The following is a 22,401-nucleotide window of genomic DNA, read 5'->3' as shown; positions in this document are numbered from 1 at the left end:
GAAGGCTTTGGCCAAAAAATCGCGCTCGACGACGAGCTGGCCGATCTTGGCGTGCAGCTTCGTGACCTCGGCCTCCCGGCCGACCTGTGCGTCGGAAGCCTTGTCGTCGAACGCCTTGGCCAGGTTCTCGATGGCCTGCCGCTTCCACTGCGTGATCTGGTTGGGATGAAGCTGGTGTTTCGTGGCTAACTCCGAAATCGTCCGCTCGCCGCGGATCGCCTCAAGCGCGACCTTGGCCTTGAACTCGGCCGTAAACCGTCTGCGTGTCTTCATGCTGGATCGTCCTTTTCATCGGTCGATCCACCTTATGCCCCTGTCTCAGAAACCGGCACCACCTCACGGTGGGGTCGGGGTTTTCGCGTGATATTTGCGAAGTGAGGGGGGCTAATTGATGCGCCGGAAATACACAACACACCTTGTGGTTGTTGACGCTGCGTCGGCTTTTTGATCTGCCCGGTCTGATCTGCGTATTCACAGGGTTTTCCCGGGTCCCGTCGGCTTTTCCGCAGGTGTGGCCTTGTGGTATCACTATGGCGTGAACTTGTGGCTGCGATCCGGCTGTTTTCCAGATGTCACATTCCTCTGCTGAAAGACCCTCGATGAGTAAGCGAGGTCTTCATGAACGCCTGGTGGATCGCATCCGTCTGCATCAACCGCACACTTGGGGGGCAAAGATCAGAGCCGCTTTGCTCTCGTGTCTATCGCCAGCCGCCGTCGCTGTGGCGCAGCTTTTTCATGGCGCTGATGGACCGCATGTTCCGTGAAACCGCCCATTGCGAGAATATCCATCTGCGCTGGCGCGACCGTTACGGGGCCTGAGCGGCGGGGCGGTTGGCAAAATAATGCAGCCGAAACGGCTGGAACTGCCCGCCGCCCCTTGTTCTTTTCCTGTGCGGCCCATAGAACGCGCCCCGGAAAACTGGTGATGCTGGGGGCAAGAAATGCCGCTTCTGGTGATGAAATTCGGCGGCACTTCGGTGGCCGACCTGGACCGCATCAAGAATGCCGCGCTGAAAGTTCAGCGCGAGGTCGAACGCGGCTATGACGTCATCGTCATCGTCAGTGCCATGTCGGGCAAGACCAACGAACTGGTCGGCTGGGTCGAGGCGACCTCGCCGCTGTTTGACGCGCGCGAGTATGATGCTGTCGTTGCTTCGGGTGAGAATGTCACGGCCGGGCTGATGGCGCTGACGCTGCAGGAAATGGGTGTGCCCGCGCGCAGCTGGCAGGGCTGGCAGGTGCCGATCCATACCACGTCCCAGCATTCGGCGGCGCGGCTTGTCGATATTCCGCGCGACAACATCGACCAGAAATTTGCCGAAGGCATGCGGGTTGCCGTGGTTGCGGGTTTCCAGGGCATCACCGTGGACAACCGCATCACCACGCTTGGCCGGGGCGGCTCGGACACCACCGCCGTTGCCTTTGCCGCCGCCTTTGGGGCCGAACGTTGCGATATCTATACCGATGTGGACGGGGTCTATACCACCGACCCGCGCATCACCTCCAAGGCGCGCAAGCTTGACAAGATCGCCTTTGAAGAAATGCTGGAGCTGGCCAGTCTGGGGGCCAAGGTGCTTCAGACGCGCTCGGTCGAACTGGCGCTGCGCTACAAGGTCCGCCTGCGGGTGCTGAGTTCGTTCGAAGATACCGACGAAAACAGCGGCACTCTGGTCTGCGATGAGGATGAAATCATGGAATCGAAAGTCGTTAACGGCGTCGCATATTCCCGCGAAGAGGCCAAGATCACCCTGGTCACAGTCGAGGATCGTCCCGGCATTTCGGCCGCGATCTTTGCGCCGCTGGCCGACGCTGGCGTCAACGTGGATATGATCGTCCAGAACATTTCGGAACGGAACTACGAGGACCATCCGGGTGCCGTCACCGACATGACCTTCTCGTGCCCGGTCAACCAGGTCGCCCGCGCCCGCAAGGCAATGGAAGAGGCCAAGGCCGCCGGTCACATCGCCTATGACGAACTGGTCGTCGATACCGAGGTCGCCAAGGTTTCGGTCGTTGGTATCGGTATGCGCAGCCATGCCGGTGTTGCGGCGCGCATGTTCAAGGCGCTGGCCGATGAAAACATCAACATCAAGGTGATTTCTACCAGCGAAATCAAGATTTCGGTGCTGATCGACCGCAAATATATGGAACTGGCGGTTCAGGCACTGCATGATGCCTTTGAACTGGAACAGTCCTGAACCAGACTGACGGCTGAAGCGGGAGGATTATGCCCGAACGCAAAGACAGCGAATCGCGCAAGCTGCTGCGGCGGCTGCGCGAGACTTTGGCGGCCCCCGGAGGGGGGCAGCATCGTCTGGACCAGATTACCCATCATATCGCTGATTCGATGGGGACCGAGGTCTGCTCGATCTATCTGTTTCGCGACCCCGAAACGCTGGAGCTTTGCGCGACCGAGGGGCTGAAGCCCGAGGCCGTGCACAAGACCCGTCTGCGTCTGGGTGAGGGGCTGGTAGGTCGTGTTGCCCGCACCGGGCGACATGTAAACACCGCCGATGCCCCGGGTGAGCCCGGTTTTCGCTACATGCCCGAGACCGGCGAAGAGGTGTTCTCCAGCTTTCTGGGCGTGCCGATTCAGCGCGTCGGCGAAAGACTGGGTGTGCTGGTGGTGCAGTCCCGCAGTGCCCGCCAGTTCAGCGAGGATGAGGTTTATGGCCTTGAGGTCGTCGCCATGGTTCTGGCCGAAATGGCCGAACTGGGCGCTTTTCTTGGCTCGCAGGCGGACAGCCTGCACCATTTCCCGATCATGTTCCGCGGCACGACCGGGCAAGAGGGCACGGCCGAAGGTCATGTCTGGCTGCACGAGCCGCGCGTCGTGATAACGAACCCTGTTGCCGACGATCCGTTAAAGGAAAAGGCGCGGCTGAATGAGGCCGTGGCCATGTTGCGCACCACGGTCGATTCCTTGCTGGCCGCCGCCGATATGGGCTCGGGCGATTCTGCCGAGGTGATGGAGACCTATCGCATGTTTGCCCATTCGCGCAGTTGGCTGCGCCGGATGGAAGAGGCGATCGACCTTGGCCTTTCGGCTGAAGCGGCCGTCGAAAAAGAACAAAGTCAGGCTCGCGCCCGGCTGGAAAGCGCCGCCGATCCCTATTTGCGCGACCGGCTGCACGATCTTGACGATCTGTCCAACCGGCTGCTGCGCATCCTGACCGGGCAGGGTCGCGATACCGGGGCCGAAATGCCCGAGGATCCGATCCTTGTCGCCCGCAACATCGGTCCGGCCGAGCTTTTGGACTATGGCCGACGGCTCAAAGGCGTGGTGCTTGAGGAAGGCTCTGTTGGCAGCCACGCCGCCATCGTCGCTCGTGCGCTGGCAATTCCGCTGGTGATCCATGCCGAGCGCATCACCTCCGAGGCGCTTAACGGTGATCTGATCCTTGTTGATGGCGACATGGGCACGGTGCATCTGCGCCCGGAAGAGACCGTCACCAAGGCTTTCCGCGACAAGATGGCCATGCAGGCCGAAGCACAACAGCGCTATGCCGGGCTGCGTGACCTGCCTGCAACCTCGACATGCGGCACGACGATTCAGCTTTACATGAATGCGGGGCTGATGGCCGATCTGCCCAGCCTTGAAAGCTCGGGCGCGGAGGGGGTGGGGCTGTTCCGCACCGAGTTGCAGTTCCTGACCCGTACCAAGGTTCCGCGCCGGGGTGAGCTTGCGGCGCTTTATGCCCATGTGCTGGACAATGCCCATGGCAAGCCGGTGATGTTCCGAACGCTCGATATCGGTTCGGACAAGGTGCTGCCCTATATGAAGCCACAGGACGAACCGAACCCGGCCATGGGCTGGCGGGCGATCCGTGTCGGGCTGGACAAGCGGGGGGTGCTGCGCATGCAGTTGCAGGCGCTGATCCGTGCCGCCATTGGCCAGCCGTTGCATGTCATGTTTCCCTTCATCACCGAGATGAACGAGTTCGAAGAGGCGCATAAGCTGCTGATGGAGCAGCTTGCCCGTGAACAGCGTCTGGGTCACGCGCTGCCGTCGGATATCCGGGTCGGTGCGATGCTTGAGACGCCGTCGATGGCGTTTGCCCCGAAGAAATTCTTTGAGATGTGCGACTTTATCTCGGTCGGGGGTAATGACCTGAAGCAGTTCTTCTTTGCTGCTGACCGTGAAAACGAGATGGTGCGGCGGCGTTATGACACGCTCAACACCTCGTTCATCACGCTGCTGGAGCAGATCGTGCAGCGCTGCGATGAGGCGCGGGTGCCCGTATCTTTCTGCGGCGAGGATGCCGGCCGCCCGATCGAGGCGGTGACCTTTGCCGCGCTTGGCTTTCGGCGGCTGTCGATGCGCCCGGCCTCGATCGGGCCGGTCAAGCATCTGATCCGCCGGGTGAACCTGAGCGAGCTGAAGCGGGTGATTGATGACGCGCGCGCTGCGGGCGAAATCAATCTGCGTCGCCCGGTCACCGAATGGCTGGCCCGGCAATAGCCCGGGTCGCGCCACACCGCCCGGCCGCAACCAAACCCTGCTGAGCCCGGATCGGCCAGGCCCTCTGTCCGGGGCGCGGTTATACAAAAGTATATCAACGGGATACCAATAGCAGGCCGTTCTTTCCTCACGCGCACTCGTCAGGAGTGCGCGCCTGGTCTAAAGAGCAACCACGCCGTCCGACGCCTGCGCGACCGGACATCTACAGGAAAGTACAGAAATGGCGAGCGACAGTAGTCGATCTAACGCGCTGCAAAAGATGCTCCGCACGGGCTAGGCCGCCAGGTCTCTCCTCGGGGTGTCCGTTGCAGCGGATAACGAGGTGAGACATGAACAACAGCATTCGCATCAGGAATGTGGTGCCGGTCCAGGGCCGGCGCAATCACGTTATCCGTCCCATCCGCCCGGTGTCGGCCATGCAGGCCGCGCCGCGTCTGCGGATGTGCTGGTCCGTCAGCCCTGGCACCCGGCAACTGACGGTTTCCTGGCACGCCGCCCGTGTCACTGTCGATGAAGGCGCTGGCACCGAGCCTGGGCTTTTGCGGGGCGCACGGGCGTTTCCGCGCAGGATGCCGGGGAAAAGGCTCCGACACGGATAGCGGACCTTGACCGGCCGCCGCTTTTGCCCTGAGGCCCGGGCGGCGGCCCCATGCAGAAACGCGATTTGATCAATGCTCCACGCGGCTCGTGCCAGCGAGGGACGGGCCGCTGTTTTTCTGAGACAGGGTACCGTTTCTGCCGCGCCGCTGCGTGCAAAACGACAAGGCAGAACCGATAATGAACCAGATACTTTCCACCCGCGAGCGACACAGGCAGACGCCGCAGAAACCTGCGGCCCTTCTTTCGATGCGGGCCGTGCGTGAGGCAAACAACGACCTGACCATCACGATTGCGAACCTGAAATCCTCGCTGAGCGGCCTGACTGCGGCCGAGGCCGAACGTCGCCTGCACAGGAACGGTCCGAACGAGACCGTCCACGAAAAGGCTCCGCATTGGGCGATCCAGTTGCTTGCAACACTGAAAAACCCCTTCATCCTGGTTCTGGCGATGCTGGCGGCGATTTCGGTCTATCTTGAGCCCGAGGATCTGACCGGCCCGATCATCATCGGCACCATGATCGTGCTGAGCGTTATCCTGCGTTTCTGGCAGGAGTTCCGCTCGACCCGCGCGGCCGAGGCGTTGCAGGCCATGGTGCGCACCACCGCAACCGTGCTGCGCCGTACCGGGGGCGCGCCAGAGGGGCAATGGTCCGAGATCCCCATGCGCGAACTGGTCGTCGGCGATATTGTACGCCTTGGTGCCGGTGACATGATCCCCGCCGATGTGCGGCTGATCGAATCTAAGGACCTGTTTGTCAGTCAGGCGGTCCTGACCGGCGAATCCATCCCGGTCGAGAAATACGACACGCTCGGCGCGGTGGCCGAGAAATCGGCCGGTGCCGTCGCGCCCGCCGATGCCGGGCCGCTTGATCTCAGCAACATCTGCTTCATGGGGACGAATGTCGTCAGCGGACAGGGCCACGCGATTGTGGTTGCGACCGGCAATCACACCTATTTCGGCTCTCTTTCCAAAGCCATCGTTGGCACCCGGGCCGAGACCTCGTTCGACCGCGGCGTCAAAAGTGTCAGCTATTTGCTGATCCGCTTTATGCTGGTGATGGTGCCGATCGTTCTGGTCATCAATGGCGTGGTCAAGGGGGACTGGCTTGAGGCGCTGATGTTCTCGCTGTCTGTCGCTGTCGGCCTGACGCCCGAAATGCTGCCGCTGATCGTGACCGCGAACCTTGCCAAAGGCGCGATTGCCATGTCGCGGCGCAAGGTGATCGTCAAACGCCTGAACGCCATCCAGAACTTTGGCGCGATGGATGTGCTTTGCACCGACAAGACCGGCACGCTGACCCAGGACCGCGTCATTCTTGAGGCGCATTTCAATACCGAAGGCGTGCCAGATGACCGGGTGTTGCAGATTGCATGGCTGAACAGCCACCATCAGACCGGGGTCAAGAACCTGCTTGACCTTGCTGTGCTGGACTATGCCGCGGCCAACAAAAACCGCAAAGGCACGGACTGGCCCCTGAACTATCACAAGGTGGACGAGATCCCCTTTGATTTTGTCCGCCGCCGCCTTTCTGTCGTGGTCGCCGGAGAAGGGGGGGAGCACCTGCTTGTCTGCAAGGGCGCTGTCGAAGAGATGCTGGCGATTTCCTCTTTCGTCGCGGGTCCTGACGGCATGTGCCCGTTGGATGCCGAGCGGCGCGCCGCTCTGGTTGCCCGCGCGCGGGCGCTGAATGAGGATGGTCTGCGCGTGGTGCTGGTCGCCACCCGCGAATTCACCAGCGCAGAGGCAAAATCTGCCTATTCGCTTAGCGATGAGGCCGGGTTGACGCTGCACGGTTTCCTCGCCTTTCTCGATCCGCCCAAGGACAGCGCGCGGGCGGCGATTGCCGCGCTGCATTCCCATGGCGTAGCGGTCAAGATCCTGACCGGTGACAATGCTGTCGTCACCGCCAAGATCTGTCATGAAGTCGGGCTAAAGGTCGGAACCCCGCTGCTTGGGCGCGACATCGCAAGGCTGGACGATACGCAGCTGGCCGAGGTTGCCGGGCGTACGACGGTATTTGCCAAGATGTCGCCGCTGGACAAGGCGCGCGTCATTCAGGTGCTGAAATCGCTGGGTCATACCGTCGGCTATCTGGGCGACGGGATCAACGATGCTCCGGCGCTGCGCGATGCCGATGTGGGGATATCGGTCGATACCGCCGCAGATATTGCCAAGGAATCCGCCGATATCATCCTGCTTGAGAAAAGCCTGATGGTGCTGGAAGAGGGCGTGATCAAGGGCCGCGAGGTTTTTGGCAATATCATCAAATATATCAAGATGACGGCCAGCTCGAACTTTGGCAATGTGTTCAGCGTGCTGGTGGCCTCGGCCTTTCTGCCGTTTCTGCCGATGATGCCGATCCACCTGCTGATCCAGAACCTTTGCTATGACGTCTCGCAGCTGTCGCTGCCCTGGGACCGCATGGATGAGGAGTATCTGGAAAAGCCGCGCCAATGGTATGCGGGGGACATCGCCCGCTTTATGGTGGTCATCGGTCCGATCAGCTCGATCTTTGATATCACCACCTATTGCCTGATGTGGTTCGTCTTCAGCGCCAACACGATCGGGGAACAGTCGCTCTTTCAGTCGGGCTGGTTCATCGAGGGGCTGCTGTCCCAGACGCTGGTCGTGCATATGATCCGCACGCGTAAGATACCCTTTGTCCAGAGCACGGCGACCTGGCCCGTTCTGCTGCTGACCGGGGCGATCATGGTGCTGGGCATCTATATTCCCTTCTCGCCGCTTGGCAGCATGATTGGGCTGCAACCGCTGCCCTGGTCCTACTTTCCTTGGCTGGTGGCGACTTTGGCAGGGTATTGTGTGCTGACCCAGCTGGTGAAAACGCTCTACATCCGCCGTTTCAAGGCCTGGCTGTAAGGCGCGGTCAGAACCGGAATGGCCAGCGGCGCGTCCCGGCGATGCCGTTGGCCGGATCACTGCATGACAGAAAGGACAGGGACAATGGACGACCCTTCAAGTTGCGGCCAGTTCATCTGGATATTCTGAGCGCGGCACCACGGCAGGCGGATGAGGCGTTCTCTTACTGCCTGCCACGGAGTTTCGCCATGTTTCAACGTCCGATCCTTATGTCACGCAACCCCCAGCCTCTTGTCCAGCCCGTGCCTATTGCGCTTCGTGCAGCCCGCTGGGTCACGGTTGCCGTCTATCTGTTGCTGATCACGCTCCTGCTGCTCGTTGCGCCGATCCGCGAGGCAGAGGGGGTGGCCCCGCTACCCGCTCCGGCGCGGACCCTTTGACCCAGGCAGAAGGAGAGAGTGCGATGTTGAATACTGACCATCTTCCGCAGACTTTTTTCGGCCTCAGCGCAGCGGTGTTGCTCGGCGGCCTGATCGGGTTTGAGCGGCAATGGCGCCAAAGGCTCGCCGGTCTGCGCACCAACACGCTGGTGGCGCTGGGTGCGGCGAGTTTCGTGCTGTTTGCAAGCCTTGTCTCGGGCGAGATGAGCCCGACCCGGATGGCGGCGCAGGTCGTTTCGGGGATCGGCTTTCTGGGCGCCGGCATCATCTTCAAGGAAGGCCTCAACGTCACCGGCCTGAACACGGCAGCGACGCTTTGGTGTTCGGCGGCGGTGGGGGTGCTGTGTGGCGCCGGTTTTTATCCCCACGCCACCATTGCCGCCTGTTTCGTGATCGGTGTCAATCTGGTACTGCGACCACTGGTGCGGGTCATCGGACGCCGCCCCGTCGCCTCCAGCGAGGCCGGGGCGGAGTACCACATCTCGATCGTTTGTCATGGCGAGGTCGAGGCCCAGATCCGCGCGCTGCTGCTGCGCGATCTGGGCACAGCCCTGCATATCCACGAGCTGGAAAGCAGCAATATCGAGGACAGCAACCGGGTCGAGGTCCTGGCCTTCGTGCGCGCCGACAACCGGCAGGACCGGCTGCTTGAGCAGATCGTCGGCCGGCTGAGCATTGAGCCGATGGTCACTGCCGCCCGATGGCGTCTGGACGCGGCCGGGACGGGGCGGGATTAATGCGTCGTTCCGCCCGCGTCGAAGGTGTAGAACCGCGCCCGACAGCAGTCGGTACAGCCGAAAAGGATGATGGGGTGATCGAAAATCGTCCGGGTCTTGCAGAAATCGCCGTCACCCTGCGCTGGGCATTCATGCTTGGGCTGATGGTGGTGATATTCGTCGCCGATACCATCACTGCGCTGGAAATCGCGGTGGCGGTCTTTTACGTCGCCGTGGTGCTGATCGCCGATGGGTTCCTGCGCCGGCGCGGTGTGCTGGTAGTGGCGGCAAGCTGCATCGTGCTGACGCTGGCCAGTTTCTTCTTTACTCACGCCGGGGCTTACGAAGCTGGCGTGATCAATTGCGCGCTGAGCCTTTGCGCCATTGCCATCACCACATATCTGGCCCTGACCCGATCTTCGGTCATTCTGGCCGAACATGAGGCGCGGGCTCAGCTTGTCCGGCTTGCCCGGGTCAATACGCTGGGCGAGATGACCGCATCAATCGCGCATGAGGTGAACCAGCCTCTGACGGCGGTGGTAACCAGCGCCAATGCGGGGTTGCGCTGGCTGGCGGCGGGTCCGCCCAATCTTGGCAAGGCGCGACAGGCGCTTGAGCGGATCATCGGCGATGCGAACCGGGCCAGCGATATCGTCGCGCAGGTGCGCAACCTGTCCAAACGCGCCGATCCGCGGGCAGATTGGCAAGAGGCCCCGGTACTGGTCGCCGGGGTCGTCGCGCTAAGCCGCGGTGAGCTGGACCGGAACGGGGTCCGGGTGCGTGTCAGACCGGCCGATGGCCTGCCCCTTGTGTTGGCCGATAGCGTGCAGGTCCAGCAGGTCCTGTTGAACATCGTCCTGAACGCCATCGACGCCATGGCCGCCACCCCGGCCGAGCGACGCGAGCTGGCGATTGATCTGGCGTGCGAAGTGCCGGGCTTCGTGCGCTTCTCGATCCGCGACCATGGCACAGGTGTCCCGCCCGAGGCGGTTGCAGGCATATTCGATGCCTTCTACACCACCAAACCTCAGGGAATGGGGATTGGGCTTGCCGTCAGCCGCTCGATCGTCGAGGCGCATGGCGGACGGATCTGGGTCGAGCCGCAACCCGAGGGCGGGGCGGTATTTCATTTTACCCTGCGCGCGCGCCAGACACGGGGGTGATGATGCCTATGAACCGGGACAATATGCCTAAAGACAGTCAGCAGGATCAGCCTGTGGTCTTTGTCGTCGATGACGACAGATCGGTCCGGGACGCGCTTGAGGATCTGCTGGCCTCGGTCGGACTGGGCAGCATGCTATTTGCCTCAAGCCAGGAGTTTTTACAGGCTGAGCGGCCCGATGCCCCGGCCTGTCTGGTGCTTGATGTGCGTATGCCCGGGCTGAGCGGCCTTGATTTTCAGGACGAGCTGGCGCGGCAGGGGCTGCATATCCCCATCGTCTTTATCACTGCCCATGGCGATATCCCCATGTCCGTCCGTGCGATGAAGGGCGGCGCCATCGAGTTTCTGACCAAGCCCTTTCGGGATCAGGACCTGCTTGATGCCATTCAGCAGGGTATCGCCCGGGACCGCATCCGCCGGCAGGAAGAGGCGGTCAGGCAGGATCTGCGCCGCCGCTATGCCAGCCTGAACCAAGGCGAACGCGCAGTGATGGATCTGGTCATAAAGGGGCTGTTGAACAAACAGATCGCCGGGATGCTGGATGTCAGCGAAATCACCGTCAAGGTCCGGCGCGGCCGGGTGATGCGCAAGATCGGGGCACAGTCACTTGCCGATCTGGTCCGCTTTGCGGAACGTATTCACGAGGCAGACCGGGGCTGGCGGGACTGAACCCGTCAGCTGGTCTGGCCCTTAGCCAAGCATCGGTTCTCCGGCGACATAGGTCTGCGCGATCGAGCGGTCATCGCCCAGGATTTGCAGGATGAACAGCTCTTCGGCCAGCGTCCCGGCCCGATCCATACGCAGTGCCATCGCCGGGGTGGCGCGGCTGTCGAGCACCACCAGATCGGCGTCGCTGCCGGTGTCCAGCGTGCCGATGCGGTCGGCCATGCCAAGCGCCAGCGCATTGCCACGCGTGACCCAATGGAAGGCGGCAAAGGGATGCAGCTTTTGCCCGCGCATTTGCAGGATCTTGTAACCCTCGTTCAGGGTTTGCAGCATCGAATAGCTGGTGCCGCCGCCGACATCGGTGGCGATGCCGCTGACCACGCCCGCAGCACGCAAGCCCGCCTCGTCAAACAGGCCCGAGCCGAGGAACAGGTTCGAGGTCGGACAGAACACCGCGCGTGAGCCGGTCTCGGCCATGCGGGCAATCTCGCGCGGTTCAAGGTGGATCGAGTGGCCCAGCAGCAGCTTATCCGAAAGCAGGCCGTAGGTCTCATAGATGTCCAGATAGTCGCGCGCCTGCGGGTATAGGCTTAGCGTAAATGCGATCTCGTCGCGGTTCTCGCTCAGGTGGGTTTGCACATGACAGTCGGGATGTTCGCGGACAAGCTGGCCCGCCATCTGCATCTGCTCGGGCGTCGAGGTGATGGCAAAGCGCGGTGTGATCGCATAGCGCAGCCTGCCGCGGCCGTGCCATTTGGCGATCAGCGCCTTGCTGTCGTCATAGCCCTGTTGGGGGGTGTCCAGCACCGCCTCGGGCGCATTGCGGTCCATCATCACCTTGCCGGCGATCATCGCCATACTGCGTGCCTCGGCTGCTGAAAACAGCGCCTCGGCCGATTGCGGATGGACCGAACAAAAGGCGACGGCGGTGGTGGTGCCATGGGCCAGCAGCAGGTCGAGGAACCGCTCGGCCATGGCCGGGGCGTGTCCCTGCTGGGCAAAGCGCGATTCCTCGGGAAAGGTATAGGTGTTCAGCCAATCAAGAAGCTGCGCGCCCCAGCTGGCGATCACCTGCACTTGCGGGAAATGGATATGGGTGTCGATAAAGCCCGGCAGGATCAGATGCGGGCGGTGATCGGTTTCCGGCAGGTCGGGCTGGCGCAGATCGGCGTAATCGCCGACGGCGGCGATCTTGCCATCCTCGACGATGACGGCGCCATCCTCGTGATAGGTAAACGCGTTTTCGACCTCGACCGGGTCGGCATGGAATGAGAGCGTGCGCCCCCGGATCAGCTTTCGCATGGGTGTCTTTTCGGTGAAGAAACGGTTTCGGTCAGACGGCCGATAATCTCGGCGGCGGTGAAGGCGGCGATGATCTCGGGGCGCTTGTCACGCGACCAGCCTGCGCCGATGGGGCAGGTCAGCCGGTCGGTGTCGAGCCCCTGCGCCCGGGCAAAGCGGCGAAACTGCGCCAGCTTGGTCCGGCTGCCGATCATGCCGATATAAGGCGCGTCCATACGGCGCAGCGCCTCGGCCGCCAGCAGGAAATCCAGCGCGTGATCATGGGTAACGACGACAAAGCTGGTGCCAAACGGGGCGTGGCGGATCTCGGCTTCGGGCAGGGGGGTCAGGCGGGTTTCGCCCTCTGCCTGCGCGAGCTCGCCTGCGCGCTGGTCGATCAGGATCGGCCGCAGCGGCAAAAGCGCCAGCGCGCGCGAAAGCGCCCGCCCGACATGGCCTGCGCCAAAAATCAGCACCCGGGGATGTTCGGGCTGGGGCGGCGCTTCGGCGACGCGGGTCAGCACAAGCTCGACCCGGCCACCGCAGCATTGGCCGATCTGCGGTCCCAGCGGCACGTCCATGCAAGCCGCCTCTTCGCCGCGCGCCAGCATCTGCCGGGCGCGGTCGATGGCCATATATTCAAGCTGGCCACCCCCGATCGTGCCGCTGAGGCCCTGTTCGGTGACATGCATCACCGCCCCCTTTTCGCGCGGGGCTGAACCGCGCGTGCGCGTAACCTCGACCCGGATCATCGCCGCACCCGCTCGATCGCCATCAGCACCCGCTCGGGCGTTGCGGGGGCGTCGATGCGCGGGTTCTCGGCATAGCCGTTGAAAGAGGCGACCGCCATGTTCAGCGCCTGAAAGACGCTGATCCCCAGCATAAAGGGCGGCTCGCCCACGGCCTTTGAGCGTTTGATCGTCGCCTCGCGGTTCACTGACCAGTCGGCGAGATTGACGTTAAAGACCTTGGGTCGGTCCGAGGCCAGCGGGATCTTGTAGGTCGAAGGCGCGTGCGTGCGCAGTCGCCCCTTGTCGTCCCACCACAGTTCCTCGCTGGTCAGCCAGCCGGTTCCTTGTACAAAAGCGCCCTCGACCTGCCCCTTGTCCAGCGCAGGGTTCAGACTGCGGCCAACGTCATGCAGGACATCGGCGCGCTCGATGACGTATTCGCCGGTCAGCGTATCGACCGAGACTTCGGAGCAGGCCGCCCCATAGGCGAAATAGTAGAACGGGCGACCCCGGCCGGTTTCGCGGTCCCAATGGATTTTTGGCGTCTTGTAAAAGCCCGCTGCCGACAGCTGGATCCGCGCCATATAGGCGCTTTTGATAAAGGCGTCGAAGGGCATGGTTTCATTGCCGATCTGCACCGTCTCGCCGATGCTGACCAGTTCGGGGGCAACGCCCTTGGTCTCGGCCGCAAATGCGGTCAGGCGGGCGATAAGCTGCTGACAGGCATCAAGCGCCGCCATCCCGTTCAGGTCCGACCCTGACGATGCGGCGGTGGCCGAGGTGTTCGGCACTTTCTCGGTCGTGGTCCTGGTGATGCGGATGCGGTCGATGTCGATCCCCAGCGCCTCGGCCACGACCTGAGCGACCTTGGTGTTCAGGCCCTGACCCATCTCGGTCCCGCCATGGTTCAGGTGGACCGAGCCGTCGGAATAGATGTGGATCAGCGCGCCAGCCTGGTTGTACCAGGTTGCGGTAAAGCTGATGCCGAACTTGACCGGGGTCAGTGCGATACCCTTGCGGATGACGCCACCTTTGGCGTTCCAGTCCAGCACGGCCTGCCTGCGGGCGTGGTAGTCGCTGCTTGCCTCAAGCTCATCAAAGATGCGCGGCAGGATCTGGTCCTCGACCTCCTGATGATAGGGGGTCAGCTGGCCGTTCTGATAGAGGTTCAGCTTGCGGATCTCCAGCGGATCGCGGCCCAGCGTATAGGCAATATCTTCGATCACGCGCTCGGCCATGATGACGCCCTGCGGCCCGCCAAAGCCGCGGAAGGCGGTGTTTGAGCAGGTGTTGGTCTTCATCGGATGGCTGCGCAGCTCGACCGCCGGGTAGAAATAGGCGTTGTCGGCATGAAACAGCGCCCGGTCGGTCACCGGACCCGACAGATCGGCCGAAAAGCCGCAGCGGGCGTAGAAATCGGCCTCGACCGCATGAATCTTACCCGTCTCGTCATAGCCGACCTCATAGTCGATGACGAAATCGTGGCGCTTGCCGGTGATGGCGAAATCGTCGTCGCGGTCGGGCCGCAACTTGACGGCCCGGTTCAGCTTTTTCGCTGCCAGCGCCGAGATGCAGGCAAAGGGGTTCATCTGCGATTCCTTGCCGCCGAACCCGCCGCCCATCCGCCGGACGTTTACCACCACCGCATTCGAGGGCACGCCCAGCACATGGGCGACCATATGCTGCACTTCGCTGGGGTGTTGGGTAGAGGTGTTGACGACCACCTCATCATCCTCGCCCGGGATCGCCATGGCGATCTGGCTTTCAAGATAGAAATGCTCCTGCCCGCCGACGGTCAGCCGCCCCGAGATGCGGCGGGGCGCGCGCTCAAGCCCGGCCATGTCGCCACGCTGAAGCTTCAGCGGCTTGGTCACATAGCCCATACCGGCGTCGCGGGCACCGATGGCGTCGATGGCAAAGGGCAGCTCTTCGTATTCGATCTGTGCCAGCTGACAGGCGCGGCGTGCCTGATCGCGGGTCTCGGCCACCACGGCAAAGATCGGCTGGCCGTGGAACTGCACCTCATCGGTGGCCAGCAGCGGTTCGTCATGCAGCCCCGAGGGAGAGATGTCGTTCACGCCGGGAATATCCTCGGCTGTCAGGACCAGATGCACCCCGGGCGCCTCGCGCACTTTGGACAGATCCAGCGAACGGATGCGGCCATGCGCGACCGTCGAAAGGCCCAGATAGGCGTGCAGCGTTCCCACCGGTTCCAGCAGGTCGTCGGTGTAATCGGCCTGGCCGGTGACATGTTTGACCGCCGAGTCATGGATGATCGGCGTATGGGCAGCGCCCTTGACGAAAACGTCCTGTTTCATTCGACCCTCCTCAGGCGGTGGTCCTCACCCTGCTGTTCAAGCCAGAAGCGGCGGAAAAAATTGGCGGCAAGCGTCTGGCGATATTCCTTGGTGGCACGCCAGTCGGTGAGCGGCTGAAAGTCATTGGCGACTGCGCGCGCCGCAGCCTCGAAGGTCTCGGCGGTGAAGGGCTGGCCCTTCAGTGCGGCCTCGGCCCCGGTCGCACGTTTGGGCGTGCCGGCCATGCCGCCAAAGGCCACGCGTGCGTCGATGATCGTCGTCCCGTCGGTTTCCACCCGGAAGGCGGCGGCAGAGGCGGTGATATCGGCGTGGTGGCGCTTGCTGACCTTATAGGCGGCGATACGGGCATTACCTTTAAGCGGCACGGTGATCGCCTCGACGAATTCGCCGGGGCGGCGGTCCTGCTTGCCGTATTCGATAAAGTAATCCTCGACCGGCAGTTCGCGCGTACCCTCGGCGCTGCGCAGCCGCAGGGTAGCACCAAGCGCGATCAGCAGGGGCGGCGTTTCGCCGATAGGAGAGCCGTTGGCGATATTGCCGCCGATAGTCCCGGCGTTGCGGACCTGCCAGCCGCCGATGCGCAGCCAGTAATCAACCGCCTCGGGGAAGTGTTCGCGCAAGAACGGCTCAAACTCGCTATAGGTGACGCCAGCGCCGATGGTGATCCGACCCCCGGCAAGCTCAATCCGCTTGAGGTCCTGCAAATGGCCGATGAACACGGCCGGAGAGATGTTGCGCAGGAATTTCGTCACCCACAGCCCGACATCCGTGGCCCCGGCGACGATGGTCGCCCTGGGATGGGCGGCCAGCACCTGTGCCAGATCGGCGGCATCGGCGGGCAGGATGGCGCGGTCATCGCCGCGCGCAACCTCGACCCGCTCGCGCGGGATGGCGTTCAATGCGGCAATGACGTGCTCACGTTCGACGCTCAGCGCATCCATATGCTGCCCTCCGGCCTCCGAGGCGGCAAAGGCGGCTTTCACGATCGGCTCATAACCCGTGCAGCGGCACAGGTTGCCCTGCAGCGCGGTTTCAATCGCCAGCATGTCGGGGCGCGGGTTCTGCATCCACAGACCGTAAAGCGCCATGACAAAGCCCGGCGTGCAAAAGCCACATTGGCTGCCGTGATGTTCGACCATTGCGGCCTGAACCGGATGCAGCCCGCCCTGTGGTCCGCGCAGATGCTCGACCGTCACGATATGGCAGCCGTGGCACGAGGCAAGAAAGCGGATGCAGGCGTTGATCGGTTCGTAATGCAACCGGCCCTGATAAAGCCGGCCGACCAGAACGGTGCAGGCGCCGCAATCGCCTTCGGCGCAGCCTTCTTTGGTGCCGGTCAGGCGGCGGTTCAGCCGCAAAAAGTCCAGAAGCGTGTCGCGTGATCCGACCTCGGTCAGGCGCACCTCGCTGTCGTTCAGAAGAAAGCGCAATTCTTGGCCCATTCGGTCCTCGCTGGGAATGGCTGGGGATAGGGAAAGCCTAAGCGTGAATTGCTCTTTGCGAAATCACAGATTGAGCATAAGACTTTCAGCGATTCCTTGAAAGAGTGGGGGCGAGACCATGCCATATCTTGAAAGTCTGCGGGTCTTCGTGCGCGTCGTCGAGCTGGGTTCAATCACGGCGGGCGGGCGCGACCTACGCATGTCACCTGCGGTGGCCTCGAACCGTATCAAGGATCTGGAGACGCGTTTTGGCGTGCGCCTGCTTAATCGCACCACACGCAAACTGGTGCCGACCGAGGTGGGGCGCGCCTTTTACGACAACGCCCGCAGGGTGATCGAGACGCTGGACGAGGCCGAGGCGGTGGTCTCGGGCTTTTCGGGCAACCCCCATGGCGCCTTGCGGGTGACCGCGCCTTTGGGTCTGGGGCGAAGGCTGATCGCGCCTTTGGTGCCAAAGTTCTGCGACGAATATCCGGGGGTCGAACTGCGGCTGCGGCTGTCGGACCGCAACGTCGATATTATCGCTGACGGAATCGACCTCGCCTTTTTTCTGGGCGAGCCGCAGGATTCGGCACTGAAATGGCGGCGGATTGCAGAATGTCGCCGGGCGCTGGTGGCGACGCCCGAGTATCTGGAAAAGCACGGGCACCCCGAGCGGCCCGAGGATCTGACCTCGCATAACTGCCTGTTGCTGCGTTACCCGCGCAGCCCGGAATATTATTGGGTGCTGCAAACGCCCGAGGGGCCGCAAAAGCTGCTGGTGAACGGCAAGTTCGATGCCGATGACGGCGATGTGCTCAGCGGCTGGGCCATGGCCGGCAGGGGGATCGTCAACCGTCCGCGTTATGAGGTCGCCGAACATCTTGCCGCCGGGCGGCTGGTCGAGGTGCTGCCGCAGTTTCCGCCCATCCCCTCGCAATTCGGCGTGCTGACCCCGCACCGCCGCTTGCAAGATCCCAAGGTACGGCTGTTTGCCGATTTCATCGCCCGCGAGGTGCGGGGGCTGTTCGGATAAAGCCCCCTGAAAATGCCGCAGCCGCTGACCGGGAACGGCAGCGGCTGGCATCGGATGGGGGTGTTTTTTCCCCTGCGCGTAATTTCAGTTCAATGCAAAGGTCTTGGGCAGGCTGCGATACCAGTCCACGATCGCCTGACGCTCTTCGGGCTCCATGAAGCTGACGTTGGCGGGCGGCATGGCATTGGTCACGCCAGCCTGGATATAGATCTCGCGCGCCGCGCGGGTGATGTCGTCGGGGGTTTCCAGCAGCACGCCCTTGGGTGCGGTGTGGATGCCCTCATACGAGGGCTCCCTTGCGTGGCACATCGAGCAGCGACCCATCACCGCGTTATAGGCGTCCTCCCATCCGGCCACGTCAACCATGGCCTGCTGGGTGGGGGTCAGGACGCGGGCCTCGGCCTCTTCCAGCGTCTGGCGGAACATCGGTGCGGTCGACAGCCACATGACGATGATGAACAGGATCGTGGTTACCGCCCAGGTCCACCAGCGCATGCCGCCACCGGCGTGCATGGTGTTGAAGAAGTGGCGGATCGTCACACCCATCAGGAAGATCAGCCCCGCGATGACCCAGTTGTATTCGGTGGCAAAGGCCAGCGGATAGTGGTTCGACAGCATCAGGAACACCACCGGCAACGTCAGATAGTTGTTATGGGTCGAGCGCAGCTTGGCGATCTTGCCGTATTTTGGATCGGCAGGGCGTCCGGCCTTAAGATCGGCAACGACGATGCGTTGGTTCGGCATGATGATAAAGAACACGTTCGCCGTCATGATAGTGGCGGTAAACGCACCCAGATGCAGCATGACCGCGCGGCCGGTAAACACCTGATTATAGGCCCAGCCCATGACCACCAGCAGTGCAAACAGGATCAGCATCAGCAGGGTCGGGGTTTCACCCAGCCGCGATTTGCACAGGTTGGTATAGATCAGCCAGCCGATCGACAGCGACCCGCCCGAGATCAGGATTGCCTGCCAGGGCGCCAGCTCCATCTTGGCGGGATCTATCAGGAACAGCTCTGAGCCGACCCAATATGTGACCATCAGGAGCGCGGCCCCCGAGATCCAGGTCATATAGCTTTCCCATTTGAACCAGATCAGATGCTCGGGCATCCGTTCGGGTGCGACGAGGTATTTCTGGATGTGATAAAAGCCGCCGCCGTGAACCTGCCATTCCTCGCCATGAGCACCCGGGGGCAGGCCGGGCACCTTGCGCAGCCCAAGGTCAAGGGCGACGAAATAGAACGAAGAGCCGATCCAGCAGATGGCGGTGACGACATGCGTCCAGCGGATGGCAAAGGCGAGCCAATCCCAGATGACGGCGAAATCGGACATACTCTGTCTCCTGTCTAGCTGGCGAAAGACTAACGGCTTCTAAGGGTTGCGAGTATTCACACATTTCCCCTTGCTGTCTTAACGATGTGTTGAAAATCCTTAATCCGGACCGGGGGGAATGAAAAAAAGGGGGCATTGCCCCCTCGGACCCGCGCCGGGCCGCACCTTGTTGCTGCGTAAGTGGCCCCGGAAACGGGCGCGCGGCTCAGCTGCCGCGATAGGTCGAAAACCCGTAGGGCGAGATCAGCAGCGGCACATGATAGTGGTCCTGATCCGCCATGCCGAACCGTAGCGGCACCTGATCAAGGAAGCGCGGCTTTGCGGCCTGATGTCCCTGTGCGTCCAGCCACGCGCCGACATGAAAGATCAGCTCGTATTCGCCGGTGTCGAACTGGGCTTCGGGCAGGATCGGACTGTCGGTGCGGCCATCATGGTTGGTGACGGTTTCGGCGATCAGCCGGCGCTCGGGGTCAAGGCGGTAAAGCTCGATCCGCATGCCCTGCGCGGGGGTGCCGTTCGCGGTGTCGAGCACATGGGTGGTAAGATAGCCGGGCATTTTCTTCCTTTCCTTGTCAATCCGCGAGCCGGGCGATGGCGGCGCGGGCCTGTTCGTTCAGGCGATTCGTGTCTGCGGTCAGCAGGTCGTGATCCTGCACCACGGCGCGGCCTTCGACATAAACCGCGCGCGGCCGGATCGGTGCGCAAAAGACCAGCGCCGCGACCGGGTCCCATTGACCGGCGGCGGGCAGCTCTGCGACATCCCAAAGCACCAGATCGGCGCGTTTTCCGGGTTCGAGTGAACCGATATCACTGCGGCCCAGAACCCGTGCGCCGCCCAGCGTGGCGATTTCAAGCGCCTCACGTGCGCCCATGGCGGCCGGGCCATCCTTGAGCCGTGCGACCAGCATCGCCTGCCGGGCCTCAAGCCCCAGATGGCTGCAATCGTTGCTGGCCGAACCGTCGACCCCAAGACCGACCGGCACGCCCGCGTCGCGCATCTGCCGGACCGGCGCGATGCCCGAGGCAAGCCGAGCGTTCGAGCAGGGGCAATGTGCGACCCCGGTGCCGGTGCGGGCAAACAGGTCGATCTCTTTGTCGGACAGTTTCACGCAATGAGCATGCCAGACATCATCGCCGGTCCAGCCCAGGCTTTCGGCGTAATCACCGGGCAACATGCCGAAATTCACCAGCGAATAGGTGATATCCTCGTCATTTTCGGCCAGATGGGTATGCAGCCGCACGCCCTTTTCGCGCGCCAGGATCGCGGCGTCGCGCATCAACTCACGGCTGACCGAGAAAGGAGAGCAGGGCGCCAGACCCACCTGCACCATGGCGCCGGGATTGGGGTCGTGAAAGGCGGCGACCAGCCGTTCACTGTCTTTCAGGATCGCGGTCTCATCCTCGACCAGCGCGTCGGGGGGCAGCCCGCCTTTGGATTCGCCGATCGACATGGCGCCGCGGGTGGCGGTGAAACGGATGCCGATCTCGGTCGCGGCCTCGATACTGTCGTCAAGCCGGGCGCCGTTCGGAAAGAGATAGAGATGATCCGACGAACAGGTGCAGCCTGACAGCGCCAGTTCGGCCAGGCCGATACGGGTGGACAGGCGGATGTCCTCGGGACCCATGCGGCCCCAGATCGGATAAAGGGTGCGCAGCCAGCCAAACAGCGCCGCATCCTGTGCGGCGGGGACGGCTCGGGTCAGTGTCTGGAACAGGTGATGATGGGTGTTCACAAAGCCCGGGGTGACAACACAGCCCCGAGCCTCGATCACCTCGGCGTCTTCGGCGACCAGCCCGGTGCCGACGGCAGAGATCACTCCGCCGTCGATCAGGATGTCGCCGCCTGCGATCTCGCTCCGGGCGCTGTCCATGGTGACCACCACTTCTGCGCCCCTGATGAGCAGGCGTTTCGTCATCAATGTGCCTCGCTTGCGTGTGCGGCTGCGGCAAGTTCTTCTTCGCTTGCATGCGGCGCGCCGTTGAAGAACCAGTTCAACCCTACTGCGGCCACGGCGGCAAGCAGGATGCCGGAATGGATCAGAGTGTGCAGCGAATGCGGCAGCCACTGGTTGAAGTCAGGGGCAATCATCGGGACCATTCCCAGCCCCAGCGATACGGCAACGATGAACAGGTTGTGCCGGTTGCCCTTGAAGTCGACGGTCGAAAGGATGCGGATCCCGGTCGCGGCGACCATGCCGAACATGACCAGCCCTGCGCCGCCCAGCACCGTGGTCGGCAGCGATTCGACCAGCGCGCCCATCTTGGGGATCAGGCCAAGGACGATCATGATTGCGCCGCCCGCCACGCAGACAAAGCGCGAGCGCACCCCGGTCACACCCACCAGCCCGACGTTCTGGCTGAATGAGGTATAGGGGAAAGTGTTGAACAGACCGCCGATAGCGGTGCCCAGCCCGTCCACGCGCAGCCCGGCGCTAAGCGCCTGCGGGGTCATGCGGCGGCCGCAAATGTCACTGAGCGCAAGGAACATGCCCGTCGATTCGATCATGGTCACAAACATGACCAGCAGCATGGTCACGATCATCACCGGATCAAAGATCGGCGTGCCGAAATGCAGCGGCTTGATCGGGGCGAACCATGCGGCTTCGGCGATGCCGTCGAAATGCATCATGCCCATGACGGCGGCAAGAGCCCCACCGATGACGATGCCAAGCAGCACTGCGATATTGGCGACAAAGCCGCGTGCATAGCGTGCGATCAGCAGGATCGCGGCCAGAACGGTGATGCCGATGATGATACGCTCGACCGAGGCATATTCCGGATTCGGCATCGTCGGCATCAGCTTGACGCTTGCCGGAACCTCTCCTGCGGCGCGGGCGGCCTCAAGCCAGGCTTGCGCGGCGGGATCGACAAGCTGCGGCGCGGTCGGGCCGACCGGCAGGCCAAAGATCCAGTTGATCCCGACCGGCATCAGGCTGACCCCGATCACCAGGATCACCGTGCCGGTGACGACACTGGGAAAGAACCGCAACAGCCGGCTGACGATCGGGGCGAAAAAGATCGAGATGACCCCCGCGGCCATGATCGCACCGAACATCATCCGCGCGCCCTCCTGTCCCGGGTTGGCCGAGGCGATGGCAACCATGGGACCGACAGCGGCAAAGGTGACGCCCATCATCACGGGCAGACGGATACCAAACCACTGAGTGGCGCCAAAGGACTGGATGATGGTGACAATGCCGCAGACGAACAGGTCGGCAGAAATCAGAAAGGCCACGTCCTGCGGCGAAAGCTGCAGGGCGCGGCCCACAATCAGCGGCACTGCGATAGCGCCGGCATACATGACCAGAACATGCTGGAAGCCCAGGGCAAACAGCCGAGGAGCGGCAATGCGCTCCTCGACCGGATCAAAGCCGGGGCTGGTGTCCAGATTTTGCATTCGTCCCATACCTCCCTATTTT

At 62.7% G+C, this 22,401-nt stretch carries 18 protein-coding genes; 9 read left to right on the top strand and 9 right to left on the bottom strand.

Annotated features, from left to right (window positions below):
- Window positions 1-273 (bottom strand): transposase (locus tag M511_RS19215; protein WP_139824578.1); only part of this gene is annotated, 273 nt, incomplete at its 3' end.
- Window positions 274-618: 345 nt separating this feature from the next.
- Between M511_RS19215 and M511_RS11545 the strand changes: the two genes are divergently transcribed.
- From M511_RS11545 to M511_RS11510, 8 genes are all read left to right on the top strand, one after another.
- A complete protein-coding gene (locus tag M511_RS11545; protein ID WP_010395341.1) occupies window positions 619-819 on the top strand; it encodes a hypothetical protein in 201 nt (66 codons plus the stop codon).
- 122 nt (window positions 820-941) lie between these two features.
- A complete protein-coding gene (locus tag M511_RS11540) occupies window positions 942-2,198 on the top strand; it encodes an aspartate kinase (RefSeq protein WP_010395338.1) in 1,257 nt (418 codons plus the stop codon).
- A 29-nt stretch (window positions 2,199-2,227) separates the two neighbouring features.
- On the top strand, window positions 2,228-4,462 hold the full coding sequence (gene ptsP / locus M511_RS11535; protein WP_085502256.1) for a phosphoenolpyruvate--protein phosphotransferase: 2,235 nt from the start codon (window positions 2,228-2,230) through the stop codon (window positions 4,460-4,462).
- A 777-nt stretch (window positions 4,463-5,239) separates the two neighbouring features.
- Window positions 5,240-7,939: a magnesium-translocating P-type ATPase gene (gene mgtA / locus M511_RS11530; RefSeq protein ID WP_085502254.1), complete on the top strand. Its 2,700-nt coding sequence runs from the start codon at window positions 5,240-5,242 to the stop codon at window positions 7,937-7,939.
- A gap of 188 nt (window positions 7,940-8,127) precedes the next feature.
- The gene (locus M511_RS11525; protein ID WP_085502253.1) at window positions 8,128-8,319 is read left to right on the top strand and encodes a hypothetical protein; all 192 of its coding nucleotides are present in this window, start codon (window positions 8,128-8,130) and stop codon (window positions 8,317-8,319) included.
- Between the two features lie 23 nt (window positions 8,320-8,342).
- The gene (locus M511_RS11520) at window positions 8,343-9,056 is read left to right on the top strand and encodes an MgtC/SapB family protein (protein WP_085502252.1); all 714 of its coding nucleotides are present in this window, start codon (window positions 8,343-8,345) and stop codon (window positions 9,054-9,056) included.
- Window positions 9,056-10,198: a sensor histidine kinase gene (locus M511_RS11515; protein ID WP_010395324.1), complete on the top strand. Its 1,143-nt coding sequence runs from the start codon at window positions 9,056-9,058 to the stop codon at window positions 10,196-10,198. The genes M511_RS11520 and M511_RS11515 overlap by 1 nt, the downstream gene beginning before the upstream one ends.
- Before the next feature lie 8 nt (window positions 10,199-10,206).
- Complete coding sequence (locus M511_RS11510) at window positions 10,207-10,866, top strand: response regulator transcription factor (RefSeq protein WP_010395323.1); 660 nt, start codon at window positions 10,207-10,209, stop codon at window positions 10,864-10,866.
- Between the two features lie 21 nt (window positions 10,867-10,887).
- Here the strand turns inward: M511_RS11510 and guaD are convergent, their stop codons facing one another.
- From guaD to xdhA, 4 genes are read right to left on the bottom strand one after another with little or no spacing between them, the layout of a single operon-like run.
- The gene (gene guaD / locus M511_RS11505) at window positions 10,888-12,165 is read right to left on the bottom strand and encodes a guanine deaminase (protein WP_010395321.1); all 1,278 of its coding nucleotides are present in this window, start codon (window positions 12,163-12,165) and stop codon (window positions 10,888-10,890) included.
- Window positions 12,153-12,896 carry a xanthine dehydrogenase accessory protein XdhC gene (gene xdhC / locus M511_RS11500; protein WP_010395319.1) on the bottom strand — a complete coding sequence of 248 codons (744 nt, stop codon included), beginning with the start codon at window positions 12,894-12,896 and terminating at the stop codon, window positions 12,153-12,155. Before xdhC ends, guaD begins: the two co-directional genes overlap by 13 nt.
- Window positions 12,893-15,193, bottom strand: coding sequence for a xanthine dehydrogenase molybdopterin binding subunit (xdhB, locus tag M511_RS11495; protein ID WP_010395317.1), 2,301 nt, complete (start codon window positions 15,191-15,193; stop codon window positions 12,893-12,895). The genes xdhC and xdhB overlap by 4 nt, the downstream gene beginning before the upstream one ends.
- Window positions 15,190-16,635, bottom strand: a complete 1,446-nt coding sequence (xdhA, locus tag M511_RS11490; RefSeq protein ID WP_085502251.1) for a xanthine dehydrogenase small subunit — start codon at window positions 16,633-16,635, stop codon at window positions 15,190-15,192. The genes xdhB and xdhA overlap by 4 nt, the downstream gene beginning before the upstream one ends.
- Window positions 16,636-16,753: 118 nt before the next feature.
- On the opposite strand from xdhA, the gene M511_RS11485 reads away from it, so the two are divergent.
- Window positions 16,754-17,650 carry a LysR family transcriptional regulator gene (locus M511_RS11485; RefSeq protein WP_010395310.1) on the top strand — a complete coding sequence of 299 codons (897 nt, stop codon included), beginning with the start codon at window positions 16,754-16,756 and terminating at the stop codon, window positions 17,648-17,650.
- A gap of 84 nt (window positions 17,651-17,734) precedes the next feature.
- On the opposite strand, the gene M511_RS11480 is transcribed toward M511_RS11485, so the two are convergent.
- The 4 genes from M511_RS11480 to M511_RS11465 all read right to left on the bottom strand — a co-directional run bounded on the left by M511_RS11480 (window position 17,735) and on the right by M511_RS11465 (window position 22,379).
- Window positions 17,735-18,982, bottom strand: a complete 1,248-nt coding sequence (locus M511_RS11480; protein WP_010395308.1) for a urate hydroxylase PuuD — start codon at window positions 18,980-18,982, stop codon at window positions 17,735-17,737.
- Between the two features lie 205 nt (window positions 18,983-19,187).
- Entirely contained in the window at window positions 19,188-19,538 is a 351-nt protein-coding gene (uraH, locus tag M511_RS11475) for a hydroxyisourate hydrolase (protein WP_010395305.1), read from the bottom strand.
- A gap of 16 nt (window positions 19,539-19,554) precedes the next feature.
- A complete protein-coding gene (locus M511_RS11470) occupies window positions 19,555-20,898 on the bottom strand; it encodes an 8-oxoguanine deaminase (protein ID WP_010395303.1) in 1,344 nt (447 codons plus the stop codon).
- On the bottom strand, window positions 20,898-22,379 hold the full coding sequence (locus M511_RS11465) for a nucleobase:cation symporter-2 family protein (protein ID WP_010395302.1): 1,482 nt from the start codon (window positions 22,377-22,379) through the stop codon (window positions 20,898-20,900). Before M511_RS11465 ends, M511_RS11470 begins: the two co-directional genes overlap by 1 nt.
- Window positions 22,380-22,401: the final 22 nt, after the last annotated feature.

Source organism: Paracoccus sp. J56 (assembly GCF_019633685.1).
Lineage (GTDB): Bacteria > Pseudomonadota > Alphaproteobacteria > Rhodobacterales > Rhodobacteraceae > Paracoccus > Paracoccus kondratievae.
Note: the sequence above shows the minus strand (reverse complement) of the source record. Positions and strands in the feature narration are given on the sequence as shown.

Excerpts from the sequence above, each read along its gene's own strand:
- xdhC (WP_010395319.1), bottom strand. The coding sequence starts at position 12,896 with ATGATCCGGGTCGAGGTTACGCGCACGCGCGGTTCAGCCCCGCGCGAA.
- xdhB (WP_010395317.1), bottom strand. The coding sequence starts at position 15,193 with ATGAAACAGGACGTTTTCGTCAAGGGCGCTGCCCATACGCCGATCATC.
- M511_RS11485 (WP_010395310.1), top strand. The coding sequence starts at position 16,754 with ATGCCATATCTTGAAAGTCTGCGGGTCTTCGTGCGCGTCGTCGAGCTG.
- M511_RS11465 (WP_010395302.1), bottom strand. The coding sequence starts at position 22,379 with ATGCAAAATCTGGACACCAGCCCCGGCTTTGATCCGGTCGAGGAGCGC.
- M511_RS11480 (WP_010395308.1), bottom strand. The coding sequence starts at position 18,982 with ATGTCCGATTTCGCCGTCATCTGGGATTGGCTCGCCTTTGCCATCCGC.
- M511_RS11545 (WP_010395341.1), top strand. The coding sequence starts at position 619 with ATGAACGCCTGGTGGATCGCATCCGTCTGCATCAACCGCACACTTGGG.
- M511_RS11510 (WP_010395323.1), top strand. The coding sequence starts at position 10,207 with ATGAACCGGGACAATATGCCTAAAGACAGTCAGCAGGATCAGCCTGTG.
- xdhA (WP_085502251.1), bottom strand. The coding sequence starts at position 16,635 with ATGGGCCAAGAATTGCGCTTTCTTCTGAACGACAGCGAGGTGCGCCTG.
- M511_RS11525 (WP_085502253.1), top strand. The coding sequence starts at position 8,128 with ATGTTTCAACGTCCGATCCTTATGTCACGCAACCCCCAGCCTCTTGTC.
- M511_RS11540 (WP_010395338.1), top strand. The coding sequence starts at position 942 with ATGCCGCTTCTGGTGATGAAATTCGGCGGCACTTCGGTGGCCGACCTG.
- M511_RS11520 (WP_085502252.1), top strand. The coding sequence starts at position 8,343 with ATGTTGAATACTGACCATCTTCCGCAGACTTTTTTCGGCCTCAGCGCA.
- mgtA (WP_085502254.1), top strand. The coding sequence starts at position 5,240 with ATGAACCAGATACTTTCCACCCGCGAGCGACACAGGCAGACGCCGCAG.
- guaD (WP_010395321.1), bottom strand. The coding sequence starts at position 12,165 with ATGCGAAAGCTGATCCGGGGGCGCACGCTCTCATTCCATGCCGACCCG.
- uraH (WP_010395305.1), bottom strand. The coding sequence starts at position 19,538 with ATGCCCGGCTATCTTACCACCCATGTGCTCGACACCGCGAACGGCACC.
- ptsP (WP_085502256.1), top strand. The coding sequence starts at position 2,228 with ATGCCCGAACGCAAAGACAGCGAATCGCGCAAGCTGCTGCGGCGGCTG.
- M511_RS11470 (WP_010395303.1), bottom strand. The coding sequence starts at position 20,898 with ATGACGAAACGCCTGCTCATCAGGGGCGCAGAAGTGGTGGTCACCATG.
- M511_RS11515 (WP_010395324.1), top strand. The coding sequence starts at position 9,056 with ATGCGTCGTTCCGCCCGCGTCGAAGGTGTAGAACCGCGCCCGACAGCA.